At 70.5% G+C, this 13996-nt stretch carries 12 protein-coding genes; 6 read left to right on the plus strand and 6 right to left on the minus strand.

Annotated features, from left to right (window positions below; translation table 11 throughout):
• The first annotated feature begins 11 nt into the window (after nucleotides 1-11).
• Nucleotides 12-1379, plus strand: a complete 1368-nt coding sequence (locus tag ACIRVH_RS26000; protein WP_403957987.1) for a cellulase family glycosylhydrolase — start codon at nucleotides 12-14, stop codon at nucleotides 1377-1379.
• A gap of 250 nt (nucleotides 1380-1629) precedes the next feature.
• A complete protein-coding gene (locus tag ACIRVH_RS26005) occupies nucleotides 1630-2421 on the plus strand; it encodes a DUF4239 domain-containing protein (RefSeq protein ID WP_403957375.1) in 792 nt (263 codons plus the stop codon).
• Nucleotides 2422-2471: 50 nt separating this feature from the next.
• On the opposite strand, the gene ACIRVH_RS26010 is transcribed toward ACIRVH_RS26005, so the two are convergent.
• The 4 genes from ACIRVH_RS26010 to ACIRVH_RS26025 form a co-directional block, all read right to left on the minus strand.
• Nucleotides 2472-3635, minus strand: a complete 1164-nt coding sequence (locus ACIRVH_RS26010; protein WP_403957378.1) for a serine hydrolase domain-containing protein — start codon at nucleotides 3633-3635, stop codon at nucleotides 2472-2474.
• Nucleotides 3636-3816: 181 nt separating this feature from the next.
• Nucleotides 3817-4983: an ArgE/DapE family deacylase gene (locus ACIRVH_RS26015; protein WP_403957381.1), complete on the minus strand. Its 1167-nt coding sequence runs from the start codon at nucleotides 4981-4983 to the stop codon at nucleotides 3817-3819.
• A gap of 130 nt (nucleotides 4984-5113) precedes the next feature.
• Entirely contained in the window at nucleotides 5114-6388 is a 1275-nt protein-coding gene (locus ACIRVH_RS26020; RefSeq protein ID WP_403957384.1) for a Zn-dependent hydrolase, read from the minus strand.
• A 245-nt stretch (nucleotides 6389-6633) separates the two neighbouring features.
• Nucleotides 6634-7755, minus strand: a complete 1122-nt coding sequence (locus ACIRVH_RS26025) for a diaminopropionate ammonia-lyase (RefSeq protein WP_403957386.1) — start codon at nucleotides 7753-7755, stop codon at nucleotides 6634-6636.
• Between the two features lie 117 nt (nucleotides 7756-7872).
• On the opposite strand from ACIRVH_RS26025, the gene ACIRVH_RS26030 reads away from it, so the two are divergent.
• Complete coding sequence (locus tag ACIRVH_RS26030; protein WP_403957389.1) at nucleotides 7873-8793, plus strand: LysR substrate-binding domain-containing protein; 921 nt, start codon at nucleotides 7873-7875, stop codon at nucleotides 8791-8793.
• A gap of 22 nt (nucleotides 8794-8815) precedes the next feature.
• On the opposite strand, the gene ACIRVH_RS26035 is transcribed toward ACIRVH_RS26030, so the two are convergent.
• Entirely contained in the window at nucleotides 8816-10078 is a 1263-nt protein-coding gene (locus tag ACIRVH_RS26035) for a DUF418 domain-containing protein (protein WP_403957391.1), read from the minus strand.
• Between the two features lie 217 nt (nucleotides 10079-10295).
• Between ACIRVH_RS26035 and ACIRVH_RS26040 the strand changes: the two genes are divergently transcribed.
• From ACIRVH_RS26040 to ACIRVH_RS26050, 3 genes are all read left to right on the plus strand, one after another.
• Nucleotides 10296-10964 carry a response regulator gene (locus tag ACIRVH_RS26040; RefSeq protein ID WP_403957394.1) on the plus strand — a complete coding sequence of 223 codons (669 nt, stop codon included), beginning with the start codon at nucleotides 10296-10298 and terminating at the stop codon, nucleotides 10962-10964.
• Nucleotides 10961-12073 carry a sensor histidine kinase gene (locus ACIRVH_RS26045; protein WP_403957396.1) on the plus strand — a complete coding sequence of 371 codons (1113 nt, stop codon included), beginning with the start codon at nucleotides 10961-10963 and terminating at the stop codon, nucleotides 12071-12073. Before ACIRVH_RS26040 ends, ACIRVH_RS26045 begins: the two co-directional genes overlap by 4 nt.
• A 489-nt stretch (nucleotides 12074-12562) precedes the next feature.
• Nucleotides 12563-13252: a histidine phosphatase family protein gene (locus ACIRVH_RS26050; RefSeq protein WP_403957399.1), complete on the plus strand. Its 690-nt coding sequence runs from the start codon at nucleotides 12563-12565 to the stop codon at nucleotides 13250-13252.
• Nucleotides 13253-13686: 434 nt separating this feature from the next.
• Here the strand turns inward: ACIRVH_RS26050 and ACIRVH_RS26055 are convergent, their stop codons facing one another.
• Nucleotides 13687-13992 carry a thioredoxin family protein gene (locus ACIRVH_RS26055; protein WP_403957401.1) on the minus strand — a complete coding sequence of 102 codons (306 nt, stop codon included), beginning with the start codon at nucleotides 13990-13992 and terminating at the stop codon, nucleotides 13687-13689.
• Between the last annotated feature and the right edge of the window lie 4 nt (nucleotides 13993-13996).

Below are 13996 nucleotides of genomic sequence, written 5' to 3' on the forward strand. Positions count from 1 at the left end.
GGTCTCCCGTGGTGCTGCGAACGACCCTGACGGCGAGCGCAGTTGTCGCCGCACTGCTCGCCCCCACCAGCGCCCACCCCCGGCAGACCACGGACGGCATACCTCCACTCACCGACCGGCACGGACGTGTGCTCAGCCTGCGCGGCTGGAACGTCGAGGACAAGACGAACCGGGGCGACAGAGCCCTGTCGGCCATCACCGAAAACCACTTCCGCGACATGCGGGCCAAGGGCTTCGCCTTCGCGCGACTGCTGATCTTCTGGGACGACCTGGAACCGCGGCGCGGCCACTACAGCGAAACGTACCTGCGGAAGATCGGACGCATCCTGGACTGGGCCGGACGACATGACATGAAGGTCGTGATCGACGCCCACCAGGACGTCTTCGGACCCGCTTTCGGCCACCGCGGCATCCCCGAGTGGGCGACCAGGACCGATGGACTTCCCTTCACCGCCCACCCGGACGACTGGTTCGCCGAGTACTTCGAGCCCGCCGTTCAGCGCGCCTTCACCCACCTCTACCAGGACCAGGACCTCCAACGCGCCCAGGCTCGGGCGTGGCGGGTCCTCGCGGACCGCTTCGCGCACCACCCGGCGCTCCTCGGCTACGACCTCATCAACGAACCCATGGGCGAGCTGCGTCAGGGCGAAGACGTGCCGACGGCCGCCCGCCGGATCGAGCACGATCAGCTCACCCCCATGTACAACCGCCTGGCAGACTCGGTGCGTTCGGCCGACAAGGACTCCTGGGTCTTCGTGGAACCCACCCCGATCGTGGGCGAGGGCATACCGACCGGCCTCGGACGCATCGACGATCCCAAGGTGGTGTACGCGCCGCACTTCTACAACGCCGCCATGGAGGCGGGCGCCGACTACGATCCCGGCGCCGGCTGGATCGAGGCCTACGAGCAGGCCGTCACCGAGTACCCCAAGCAGTACAAGGTCCCGATCGTGGTCGGGGAATGGGGTCCGCTCAACAGCTCCCTGCCGAACATGAAGCGCTTCTACCACGACGCGATGGACTCGCTCCGCCGCTACAGCTCCGGCTGGGCGGGCTATGTCTGGTGCTACGGCGGCGGGTACTGCGCCGTCGACGACTCCGGCACCTTCCGCACCAACAAGGAGCTGACCGCCGAACCGTACGCGGAGGCGGTGGCAGGCACGATCCGCTCCGCCTCGTACAGCTCCACCGATGCGACCTACCGGCTGACCTACACCGCGGCACGCCACGGCTCTCGGCTGACAGAAATATCTCTGCCTCCGGGCCCTTGGCGCATCACCACCGACGGCAATGCGGTCACGCTACGCAGGACCACTGGCAAGGCATGGATCCTGGCCGCCCCGGGCGGGGAAGTGACGATCACCGTCGAACACGACTGACGGGGCTGTTCAGAGTGTCCACTGAACAACACGGCGTGCAGTTGCCCGGGTCTGGATACCCGGTGCGTTGACAGGACGATCTCCCCTACGCTCGATCGTGTGGACTCCAAGGGACGTTGGACACGCACCGCGAAACGGACCGTGGGCTTCGTACAGCGCAGAGGTGGGGTTCTCGGGCCCTGTTCGCGCCCGTGGGTCAGAGCGCACAGGAGCGCCGACGGGGAGCCTCATGTCCCTACACTCCGCGCACATGTTGCTCTGGCTGCTCAATCATTTCAGCACCTTCACCCTGGCCGTGATCACCGTCGGCGGGACCGTAGTTCTGGCCGTGGCCGGCAGCGTGCTGCTCCGCCGCAGACACCCGTCGCTGGCCAAGGGCGAGCACAACGACATGGTCGGGGTGACGCTGGGGATGTTCGGCGCGATCTACGGGATCATCCTGGCCTTCGTCATCGTCACCCTCTGGACGCAGTTGGAGAGCACAGAGACCGTCGTCGCCACCGAGGCCACCGATGTCTCGCTCATCGCCCGCGATGCCGCCGCCTTCCCGCCCCCGGTCCGCACCCGCCTCGACGCCGCGCTCGGCGACTACGTTCACGCGGTCGTGGAGCAGCAGTGGCCTCGGATGCGCGCGGGGCACCCGAGTTACGCGGCCACCGCCGGCAAGCTCCAGTCCGTGTACGACGTGCTCCAGACGTACGAACCGAAAGCCACTCGCGAAGAGGTCTTCTACGAGCAGGCCGTGGACCACGTCAACGACGTCGCCTCCCAGCGCCGGGCCCGGCTGACCATGGCTCAGCAGCAACTGCCCCCGCTGCTGCAGGTCCTGGCCTTCGGCGGCGCCGTCGTCCTGATCCCGCTCACCTTCTTGTACGGCATGCGCAAGCTGCGGATCCAGATCCTCTTCGTCGCCTCCGTCGCCGCTCTCATCGGGTTCAGTCTGCTCCTGGTCTTCGTCCTCGACCGCCCCTTCGCCGGTGAACTCAGCGTGAGCCCGGCGCCGTTCCGACAGGGAGCGCTCGCGCCGTTCTGGACCAAGTGAGTAGCGCCTTCGGCTGATGCGCGGGCGCGGCGATGTGGCGGCCGGCGGACCTAGTGCCCGCCGGCCGCCCGTATCGCAGCCTCGACCAGTCGATAGTTCTCCAGGCCCGCACCGAACCCTGAGGGCATGCCGAAGCGGCGGCGCGTGTACGCGTAGGCCACGCCGCTGTCCGGGTCGGCGAGAGCGAGTGAGCCTGTCGCCCCGCTGTGGCCGAACGCGTCGGGGCCCAGGACGCGATAGCGGTTGCTCAGCTCCTCGAAGCCCAGACCGAAGACGTCCTCGTTCCCGGTGACCAGATCGGTTCCGCGATAGCGGACCCGGGCGAACTCGGTGACGGTCTCCGGCTTCAGCAGCGGCACCCGGCCGTCCACCTCGCTGATCGCCGCGGCGTACATCCCCGCCACACCACGTGCGGTGCCGACCCCGCCGGACGAGGTGGGCCCGAGCGCCCGCACGGCCCGACTGTTCGCGAAGGCCATCAGGTCGGTCGGCGGGGTTGCGTTCTGGTTGAACGCGATGCCCCTGACGCTGCCGGGGGCCGCGGCGTTGGCCGCGAGTTGCTCGGCCTGTTCCGGCGTCGGCAGCAGCGGCAGCACCTCGGCATGGCGCGATTCGAGCGCCTCCGGCAGGCCCAGGTGGAAGTCGAGCCCGTACGGCGCCCGGATCCGCTTCTCGTAGATCTCCTGAATCGAGCGACCGGTCACCCGCCGCACCACCTCGCCGGTCAGGGCGCCGATCACGAAACCGTGGTAGCCGTACGCCGTTCCGGGCTCCCAGAACGGCCGTTGACCGGCGAGTCGCGCGGCCATCAGCCGATCGTCGGCCAACTCGGCGGCCGTGAAACCGCCGTCGACGCCGACGACGCCGGAACGGTGTGCGAGCAGCTCCCGCAAGGTGAGCCGTTCCTTGCCCTCCGCCCCGAACTCCGGCCAGTAGGCGGCCACTTCGCGGTCCAGGTAGAGGACGCCTTCCTGGACCAGGAGCGCGACCACGAGGTGGGCGGCACCCTTGGTGATGGAGTAGAGACCGGTCAGCGTGTCCGCCGTCGTACCGGGGCCGGCCCACAGGTCGGCCACCCGGTGGCCGTCGACGTGAACCACGAGCTGCGCCTCGGGCGCGTCACGCATCTCGCCGAGCACCGCGGCGAACTCCTCCCGTACGGCCTCGAACCCCGCCGCCACGGTCCCGTGCACCCTGCCGTCGTCGTGCGCCATGATCTGCCCCCGTCGTTGATCATCTACCGTCGGCAGACCACAACAGCCGTACGTGGGAGGTCATTCCCGCGGTGCCAGGAGCTTGACGCCAGGACCTACGGCGCTCTCGATCTCCTGCTCGGCGTCGACGTCGGCGTCGGCGTCGGGGAGGTACAACTCCTGCGAGGTCCGGCCGAGAGCCTCAGGAGCAGAAGTCGGCGATGGTGGCGGTGAGGATGTCAGTGAGGCGGTCCAACGAGGCCAGGTCGACGTATTCGGTGGCCGCGTGGGCGCCCGCGCCGTCGACACCGAAGAGCAGGCAGGGGATGCCCGCCCGGTCCAGGAGAGCGCAGTCGGTCCAGTAGGGCTCGGCACGCACCGCGGGGCGGTGGCCCAGGACTTGCTCGGCGTGGTGGGTGAGGGTGCGCACGATCGGGGCGCCGGGGTCGGCCTCGAAGGGTTCGCGGTGCAGGCCACGGGTCAGCCGGTAGCGGAAGTCGGGGACCGTGGCGGCCAGACGGTCGAGCACGGCGGACAGCTCCGCCTGGACGGTTTGGGCGCTCTCGCCGGGGACGGTGCGGCGCTCCAGGGTGATACGGCAGTGTGCCGGGTAGGTGGAGGGCTCCTCGCCGCCGTGGATGACGGAGGCGTGCACGGTGCCGGTACCCAGGAGGGGGTGTGCCGGGCCCTCGGCGAGGCGCCGGCCCAGTTCCTCCAGGGCCACCAGGAAGTGCCCGGCCTTGGCGATGGCGTCGATGCCGAGCTCGGGTCGCGAGCCGTGGGCCGCGCGGCCTTCGATCTCCACCTCGAACCAGGCGAAGCCCTTGTGGGCGAGGGTGACTTCGAGATGGCTCGGCTCGGTGACGATCGCCGCGTCGGCCGAGAAGGACTCCAGCACCTCCTCGGTGCCCGAGCTGCCGCGTTCCTCGTCGGCGACACAGGCGAGGAACACGTCGCCGCGCAGGGAGCCGTGGGCGGCGGCGCGGGCGGCGGCGACCATCATGGCCGCGATGCCGCCCTTCATGTCGAAGGTGCCCCGACCGTGCATTCTGCCCTCGCGGACCCGCGGGTCGAGCGGGTCGCCGTCGTAGTCGGCCAGGCCGACCGTGTCGAGGTGGCCGTTGAGCATGAGGGAGCGGCCGCCGCCGCTGCCGCGGGCGACCGCGACGAGCGAGGGGCGGCCCGGGCGCTTCTCCAGGCGGTGGACCTCGAAGCCACGGGCGGCCAGCCACTCGCTGCAGAAGTCGGCGATCGCGGTCTCACCGGCCCCGCCGGGAACGAGGTCCGGGTTGACCGAGCCGATGGAGACCAGCCGGGCCAGCAGGCGACCCGGGTCCGAGTCGAGGAGTTCGTGAGCCGCTGGAGTCACGGGGGTCTCGGGGAGCATGAAGGCCTTCCGGAGTTGTGCCGACGCCCTGGGAGGCAGGGCGGGATGGTGAGCACCACACGGGGGTGGCAGTGGTTGCCGAACGATCGCTGCTGTGGGCCGCCATAGGCGGTCAGTCCTGGTCGGCCAGGCGCAGGAGGGTGGTCGCCAGGACGTCGACGCCGTGGGCGCACGCCTCGGGGGTGGAGTACTCACGGGGGTTGTGGCTGATGCCGTCGTACTCTCCGCGTACGAAGATCATGGCGGTGGGGCAGAGCGCCGCGATCTCCTGGGCGTCGTGGCCGGCGCCGGAGAGCAGGGAGATGTGCTCCAGGCCGTGGTCGTCGGCGGCCTGCGCGATGACCTTCTGCACGCCTTCGTCGAAGGGGACGTAGGCGGTCCTGGCCATCCGCCGGGTGGTCAGCGAGAGGCCCGGCCGGCTGTTCTCGAGCTCACGCAGGAAGGTGGCCAGAGCCTGCTCGGCGCGGGCCATCCGGGCGTCGTCGGGGTTGCGCAGGTCGACGGTCAGCTCGGCGCGGGCCGGGACGATGTTGGTCAGGTCGGGGTGGACGACCAAGTGGCCGACGGTGGCCCGCAGGTCGCCGTAGGAGCCGGAGTCGACCAGGGACCGCAGATGCACGATGATCTGGGCCGCGGCGAGACCGGCGTCGACACGCAGGTGGGTGGGGGTGGTGCCGGCGTGGGCGGCGCGGCCGTGGACGGTGATCTCCTGCCAGGAGATGCCCTGCACGCCGGTGACGACGCCGATCTCGACATCGTTCTGGGCGAGGACGGGGCCCTGTTCGATGTGGCATTCGACGTAGGCGTGCGGCGGGGCGAGGCGTACGTCGGTGCGTCCGTCGAAGCCGGTGCGGGCGAGTTCGCCACCGAGGGTGCGGCCGTCGCGGTCGGTCAGGGCGTGGGCGTACTCCAGGGTGAGGCGGCCGGCGGCGACCGCACTGCCGAGCATGTCGGTGCCGAAGCGGACACCCTCCTCCTCGGTGAAGACGCCGACCTCGATCGGGCGGCGGGTGGTGATGCCGCGTTCGTTCAGGGTGCGGACGACTTCGATGCCGCCCAGGACGCCGAGGCAGCCGTCGAAAGCGCCGGCGGTGGCGACGCTGTCGATGTGCGAGCCCGTCAGGACCGGGGCCGCGGTGGGGTCGGTGCCCTCGCGGCGGCCGTAGATGTTGCCCATCCGGTCGACACGGACGGCCAGTCCGGCCTGTTCCATCCAGGCGATGACCTGGCGGCGGCCGGCCGCGTCCGCATCGGTGAGAGCGAGACGGTTGACGCCGCGCAGTCCGGTGCGTTCGTCGTCGTACGCGCCGATCCCGGCGAGGTCCATCAGGGACTGCCACAGCCGGTCTGCGTCGACGGTGATGCTGTGGGGGGCGGGATTCGTCATGACCTGTCTCCCAGAGGATGTCGGATTCAGTGGGGTGGGGTGGCGGGACGGCGGCGTGTGCGGGCAGGCACGGGTCAGCCGGAAACGGTGGCGACCGCGAGGCCGAGGACGCCGGGCGCGGCCTCGAGGTGGTCAGCACGCTGCCGCCCCCTCCGGATCGAACCGATCGAACCGATCGAAGCGGTCGGCGGTGGGGTGGTGAACCGGTGGTGGGTCGGCGCAGGGGTCTTTCGGGTGTTGCGGGTTCAGTGACCGGTGGTGGAGTGCGGGTTGGCAGCGGTGCCCTCGGTGCTCAGCAGCACGACCACTGCGGACGGCCCGAGCCCCAGTGCCGTACGGCGTTCCTCGGCGTCCACGCCGGTGAGCGCCGCACGCAGACCGGCGAGCGACGCGGCCCCGCAGGGACCCGAGGAGATGCCCAGAGCGGCGAGATCACCGGCCGCGCGGGCGCTGTCGGCATCGGTGACGGCGACGGCGGCGTCCAGCCCACCGCACAGGTAGGGCCAGGCGATGCTGGACGGAGTGCCGCAGTTCAGCCCGGCCATGGTGGTGTCCCCTGTCGTCACGCTGACGGGTGTGCCGAGGGTGAGGCTCTCCAGGACACAGGCCGCGGCCTCCGGTTCCACCGACAGCAGCGCCGAAGCGCGCTCGGACGGGCGGCTGCGGTAGTGCGTGACCACGGCCTGGGCCAAGGACCCCACGCCCACCGGTATGGAGACGAGGTCGGGGCCCGCGCTGACCCCTTCGGCGGCCAGCTGCTCGTCCATCTCGGCGCAGAGGGTGGAGTAGCCCTCGACGATCCACCCGGGGATCTGTTCATAGCCCGGCCAGGCGGTGTCCTGGACCAGGACCGCGTCCGGCGCGGCAGCCTCCTCGGCCGCCACGCGTACGGCCTCGTCGTACGGCCCCGGGACCTCGGTGACCTTCGCCTGCTCGGCGACGATGGCCGCCACGGCCTGCGGATGCACACCCTGCGGTACGAAGACGTGGGCGTGCTGCCCGAGGCGGTGTGCCATGCGGGCCACGGCGCGGCCGTGATTGCCGTCGGTGGCGGTCACCAGGGTGACCGGGTCCGGTTCCCTGCCGCTCGCGGCCCGCTCGGCAAGGGCGCGGTGGATCGCCCAGGACGCGCCCAGCGCCTTGAACGCGGGCAGCCCCAGTCGGGACGACTCGTCCTTGACGAAGACTCGGCCGACTTTCAACTCCGCCGCCAGCGCATGGATTTCGGTCAAAGGGGTGGGCGCGTAGTCGGGCAGCGAGAAGTGGAAGCCGCGCACCTCGGCGGGCGCGGGTACACACCGCCAGGCTCGGGCATCGGGCCGAACGGACCACGGCAACGTACGGGAGGGCGGATCGTTCTCAAACACACGACCAGGGTCCGATGCTCTCCTACGATCGGTCCAGCGAATGTTTTCGACCTATACTCGTCGGAGAAACCGACTGTTCAGCCGTCGGGCCCGCGACGGCGAGGAGAGCGGCTGCTCATGTTCGATCTGCACCGGCTGCGCCTGCTGCGCGAACTCAAGCACCGCGGCACCCTGGCAGCCGTCGCCCAGGCACTCTCCTACGCTCCCTCTTCCGTCTCCCAGCAGCTCTCGCAGCTGGAAGCCGAGGTCGGTGTGCCGCTGCTGGAACCGGTCGGGCGGCGGGTACGACTGACCGAGCAGGCCGAGATCCTCGTCGCCCACACCGAAGCGATCCTCCAGCGCCTGGAGCGGGCGGAGGCGGACATCGCCGCGTCCCTGACCGATCTGAACGGCACCCTGCGCATCGCCTCGTTCCAGACCGCGGCACTCACCCTGGTCCCGACCGCCCTCGGCCTGCTGCGCGAACTCCACCCCCACCTACGGGTCCACGTCACCCACATGGAACCGGAAAAGGCCCTGCCCGCCCTGCAGGCCCGCGACTTCGACCTGATCGTCGCCGAGGAGTACCCCGGCAACCCCAACCCGCGGCCGGCCGAACTCCAGCAGGAAGACCTGCTCGACGACACCCTGCACCTCGCACTGCCGATGCCGGCCGACGGCACGGAGACCGACGACCCGATGGCGGCGCTGCTCTCACTCGCGGATCACCCGTGGGTGATGGAACCCGAAGGCACGGCCGCGCGGCACTGGGCCATGTCCCTGTGCCGCAACGCCGGCTTCGAACCCGACGTACGGTTCGACACCACCGACCTCCTGCTCCACGTCCGCCTCGTCGAGCAACACCACGCCGCCGCCTTCCTCCCCGATCTGGTCTGGAGCGGCCGACCCCCGACCGTCCCGCTCCGGCACCTGCCACGCGGCCGGCGCACACGCCGCGTCTTCACCGTCGTACGCCGCGGCCGAACCCAGCATCCCGCCATCCAGGCATGCCGTGACGCCCTCCGCCGCGCTTCCGCGCTCCATTCCCAGCAGGCGTGAAGCAGCACAGGCCCCATTCGCTTCACTTGACGGTTTGTGCCAACCGCGTGGCGCCATGGAGCAGCTGTTCCAGGGGACCACGCCGAAACAGTCGGGTCCACACGGCCGCCAGGAGCATCGCGGCTCCCATGAAGCCGAGCAGAACGGGCACGGCGGACAGGGTGTCAGCGTCGACCGCCGGCACGTACCAGACGTCGCTGAAGAACCACAGCGCGACGATGTGCAGGACGTACATGGTCAGCGCTGTCATGCCGACCGCGGCAACGGGTGTGGCCAGGCGTGTGAGGCGCGGCATCCGTTCGGCCACGGTCAGGCACGCGGCGACCACGGCGAGGGCGACTCCGGTGTTGCCGACGATGGAGAACGTCGTCTGACTGTGCGGTACGGCCACCAGGAGCCAGGCGAGCGGGGTGTGCCCCTCGGGCTCGCCGACGGTGTCGGACCACCAGGCGGACGATGCCGAGCCGCCGTCCGTGGCGGAGGCAATGGCGGACAGAGCACCCGGGACCAGGCGCAGGGCGAGCCAGGAACCGCCGTAACCCAGCAGGGCCAGTGCCCCGCCGACGAGTGCGAGCCGGGATCTGACGCCCGGGCGAGTGAGGTCCAGCCGGGCTGCTGCCATGCCCGCGATCAGGAAAGGGATCCAGGTGAGCACCGGATACGCACCGGTGAACAAGAGTTCGATGATGCCGTCCGTGCCGGTGACCTGGGCCAACGGGTCATGGGCGGTGATGGTGTCCGCCCAGTTCCCATCCGCGATGGACGTTCTGATCACGTACAGGACCTGGGGCAGGATCAGCGCACTCGCGGCAGCGAGGAGGGCGAGCGTCCCTGCCCGCAGTCGGTGCAGCGGGAGGACGGTCAGGAAGAGCAGCCCGTAGAAACTGAGGATCACGTCGACGTCGGTGTCCAGGGCGGTCAGCGCGTAGCCGAGCACCAGCAGGACGACGGAGCGGATGACGATCCTGGCCACTGCCTGACGTCCTGCGCGCCCGGTCCGGGGGTGCGGGCGGCCGGTGATGATGACGAGCGAGAAGCCGGCGAGCAGCGCAAAGAGGGCGGAGGAGCGGCCACGCGCTGTCTCCAGCAGGAATCCCACCGGTCCGCCGACCGTCACATCGGGCCCGACGTGGACGGAGTACATGCCGAAGACCGCGAGTCCGCGAGCCAGGTCGATACCGATCAGCCGCCCCGTCGAGGGCCGGTCGGCGAGCACACGGAACCGGTCGAGCCCCAGCGGCGGTGACACGCCCGCCGGCTCGGCCGAGAGTGCTTTCGGCGCCATGCCTGAGGGATTCCCACCGAGCCGCCCGAGCCACCCCGGCAGCCTTCCGAAAGCACCCCGTTGCCCGACCGAAACCACCCCGGCCGGTCGGCCCGGGCGCCCCCGGCCGACCGGCTGGGATCATGCCGCCAACCGGCGGGTCTTCCGTGTCGGTCGCTGACCTGGGCTCCTGCCGGGGGTACGCATCAAGCGGGGGCATGCGACGAGCGGAGCGCACGTGATCCGGGTACTGGTGGTCGATGACGAAGCCTTGATCCGTACGGGTTTCACGCACATTCTCAACACCACGAACGACATCGAGGTCGTCGCGGCGGTACCCGGTGGCGAGGCCGTGCGCACGGTGCGGGAGCTGCAGCCCGACGTCGTTCTGCTGGACATCCGGATGCCGGACGTGGACGGGCTCACCATTCTGGCCGAGCTGGGCCGCATGCCGCAGGCTCCGGTGGTCGCCATGCTCACCACGTTCGACGCCGACGAGTACGTGACGACGGCGCTGCGCTCGGGCGCCGCCGGATTCCTGCTCAAGGACACCGACCCCGAGGAGCTTCCCCGCCTTGTGCGCACGCTGGCGGAGGGCGGGACCGTCCTGTCGTCCCAGGTCACCCGGCGGGTCGTGGACGGCTATCTCGATCACGGCATGCGCGAGCCCGCCGCCGTCCGCCTCGCCGGCCGGCTGACCGAGCGCGAGCGTGCCGTGCTCGTCCTCATGGCCGAAGGGCTCGCCAACACAGACATCGGCGAAAAGCTGCATCTGAGCACCGGCACTGTGAAAGGCCATGTCACCAACGTGCTGGGCAAACTGGAGGTCAGCAGCCGCGTCCAGGCGGCTCTGATCGCCGAGCGCGCGGGCCTGCTCACCGCAGAGCGGGACGAGGGCGCTCGGTGAGCCCCGGACGGCCGCCGGTTCTGCTGCTCGACATCGCCCTCGTCGGGTTCGCGCTGGCGGACGCATGGGTCAACGTCGGCGTCGGGGATCCACCGGCGACTGCCTTCGCACTGCTCGGCGCTCTCGCCCTCGCCATGCGTCGCCGCCTGCCCTTGACGACCTTCGTCCTCACGCTCCCCACCGCCCTGGTCACCGACGCGGTGGTCGCCCCCATGGCCGCGCTGTACACGCTGTCCTCGCTCAGCCGCCACCGTCTCCTGCTGGCCGGCTGTGCGCTGACGTACGCGTTCATCGACTTCCTGCCCTGGCCGTGGTCGTCCCTGGACGCCGCGGAGCTGTCCCAGACGAACAACCTGTTCCACCTCAGCTACACGCTGGCCACCGCTGCGGCTCCCGTCTTCCTGGGCCAACTCGTCCAGGCCCGACGCGAACTCTCGCTGCGGCTCGCCGACATCTCCGAGGCCCGTGAGCAGGAACGGCTGCTGACCGCCCAGAGCGTTCTGGCGAAGGAACGCGCCCAGCTCGCCAGGGAGATGCACGACGTGGTCTCCCACCAGGTCAGCCTCATCGCCGTACAGGCCGGAGCGCTCCAGGTGGGCAGCCAGGACGCCGAAACGAGAGAGGCCGCTGCCACGATCCGCCGTCTCAGCGTGCAGACCCTGGACGAGCTGCGGCACATGGTCAGTGTCCTGAGGGCCTCCGGCAGCCGTCCCACGGAGCTCACCCCTCAGCCCTCCCTCGCCGACCTGCAGCGCCTGGTCGACGCCAGTGGCATCGAAGCGAAGCTGGTGACCGACCTGCCCCGGGAACTGCCGCCCCCGGTGCAGCGCGCCGTCTACCGCACCGTCCAGGAAGCGCTGACCAACGTCCGCAAACACGCCCCCGGCGCGACGGCAACCGTCCGCATCCGCCACCAGGACGGCGCCCTCCACACCACCGTCACCAACACCGCCCCCACCCGACGTGCGTACGCCCTGCCGAGCGCCCACCACGGCCTGGTCGGCCTGGCCCAACGAGCCGAGCTCCTCGGCGGCACCGTCACGTCCGGCCCCACGGCCCAAGGGGGCTATGAGCTCTGCCTCGAACTGCCCGTCGAGCGGAACGGGTGAACGCCCCGGCCGGCAGGAATATCCCTGGCGGGGGGATGTGACGGACCACGTTGAGTAACGTGCCACGGGTGACCGATGCCGTCTTCGGCCGGGTGGCGGGGCCGCGCCGGCCGGTCGGCGGGGTGCTTCCGGACACCTGACGGATGGTGCGGCGGACGGCTTTCGCCGACGCTGGAGCACATGAGGCTCGACATGGCGTCGGCAGTGTCATCCGCTGCCGGGCCGGTCACTCCGCCTCGTGCTCGCCTTCGGCAGGGCGGCTGAACGGTGTCGATCCGGCACACGGTCCGGCGGCCCTGGTCATGTCGGAGGCCCCTGTCGGTCCCGAGTCACCGGTGGGTGCTCCTTGGGGCTGGGTGATGGAGGTGGCTCGGGGCCGCTCCGCTGTCCTGTTCGCTCTGCCGACGGGGTGTGGTCCAACCGATCAAGCAACCGTCGCCTGGTCTCACACCATCCGGAGTCATACCGGGCCAGAAGGAGGTCGGTCATATGACGATCCGCCTGACGTTTCTGTGCGCCCCCGGCGGTGACGCCACCCGGGATCCACTCCTCGGCGACACTCCCCTGAGTGAGCGCAGCCTGCGCATGGCAACCGCAGCGGGAGCAGCTCTCCCTCCGCACGAGCTGGCCGTCCGGGCGCCTTCGACCCGTTGCTCGCAGATCGCTGACACCCTCGGCCTGGTCACGGTGTCCGAGCCTGCGTTGCGCGATCTCGACCTCGGCAGGTGGTGCGGTCGCACCGTCGACGACATCGCCGCGACCGAGCCCGACGGATTCACCTCCTGGCTCACGGACCCGGATGCCGCGCCGCACGAAGGCGAGTCCGTACGCCGGCTCTGCCGCCGGACAGCGGACTGGCTGAGCACCGTGGCGCCCGACACCGGCCACACCGTGGCCATCACCGAAGCAGCCGTGATCCGGGCCGCGCTCATCCATGCGCTGGCCGCACCGGCGAGGTCCTTCTGGCATCTCGCTGTGCCACCCCTGTCCGCGGTCTCCCTCACCCGGCAAGGTGGCTGCTGGGACATCCGGATCGCCTCCGTCACTCCCCGGGACGGCCAGCGATGGCTCCTCTCGCGATCCAGCAGCGCAGGTACGTCCGCGGCGGCCCACCCGGGCGGCTGGAAGCGAACAAACTCCTCCCGGGAAACGATCTTCGCAGCTGCAAGAAGGCCCTGACCAGCGCATTCCCTCGACTCCCCTGGGCAAGAGCCGTTCGACCGCATTGAGCGCCGCCGCACGAGAGGCCTATGGCCGGTGGGGCGGCGCTCACACGCGAGGCGGGGCCATAGGTTCAGGAGTTCAGGTCGTCACGGGCACAGGGCGCGAGGCGGGCGTGGGTCTTGCCGCCGTCGGCGGGGAGGACGGAGCCGATCCGCGAGCACAGCATGTCGATCACCAGGAGCAGGTCGCTCGATCATCATGAGCAGGTCGCTGAGAAGGCGTCGCTGGGGACAGGGAGGAGTTCGCTTCGGGGGTCACGGTCACTGGTCGCTGCGCACTGGTCGCATCTCGCCGGTCGCCGGTCGCCAGTCGCCAGTCGCCGGTCGCCGGGGTGAGACGTCCCCGGCCCGCGCGGCCGGCCGCGCCGATCGGCGGGCAGTCGCAGTCGTCTACGCCAGCCGCTCGCCGAGTGCGCGGCGCAGGTCAGCGAGGCTCGGAGCCCCTTCGATGCGACCGTCCGGCCCGCGGTAGAGGCGGCAGGACAGAGACGCGGGAGCGCCCGGCACGGCGAAGGGGTCCACCCCGTCGATCAGCACGGTCGGTGATCCGGTCATCCCCAGACGCGTGGCCTGCTCAGAATCTTCGACCTCGATCCGTTCCACCTCCGCGTCGCGGCCGTCGAGCGCCTGGCTGAGCCGTTCGGCGACCACCGGCGCGTGGGGGCAGTCCGGCACGGTCAGTACGGTGATCCGCATGGAT

The organism is Streptomyces sp. NPDC101165, assembly GCF_044768135.1.
In the GTDB taxonomy this organism is placed as follows: domain Bacteria; phylum Actinomycetota; class Actinomycetes; order Streptomycetales; family Streptomycetaceae; genus Streptomyces.

Excerpts from the sequence above, each read along its gene's own strand:
- ACIRVH_RS26005 (WP_403957375.1), top strand. The coding sequence starts at position 1,630 with ATGTTGCTCTGGCTGCTCAATCATTTCAGCACCTTCACCCTGGCCGTG.
- ACIRVH_RS26020 (WP_403957384.1), bottom strand. The coding sequence starts at position 6,388 with ATGACGAATCCCGCCCCCCACAGCATCACCGTCGACGCAGACCGGCTG.
- ACIRVH_RS26010 (WP_403957378.1), bottom strand. The coding sequence starts at position 3,635 with ATGGCGCACGACGACGGCAGGGTGCACGGGACCGTGGCGGCGGGGTTC.
- ACIRVH_RS26050 (WP_403957399.1), top strand. The coding sequence starts at position 12,563 with ATGACGATCCGCCTGACGTTTCTGTGCGCCCCCGGCGGTGACGCCACC.
- ACIRVH_RS26035 (WP_403957391.1), bottom strand. The coding sequence starts at position 10,078 with ATGGCGCCGAAAGCACTCTCGGCCGAGCCGGCGGGCGTGTCACCGCCG.
- ACIRVH_RS26055 (WP_403957401.1), bottom strand. The coding sequence starts at position 13,992 with ATGCGGATCACCGTACTGACCGTGCCGGACTGCCCCCACGCGCCGGTG.
- ACIRVH_RS26030 (WP_403957389.1), top strand. The coding sequence starts at position 7,873 with ATGTTCGATCTGCACCGGCTGCGCCTGCTGCGCGAACTCAAGCACCGC.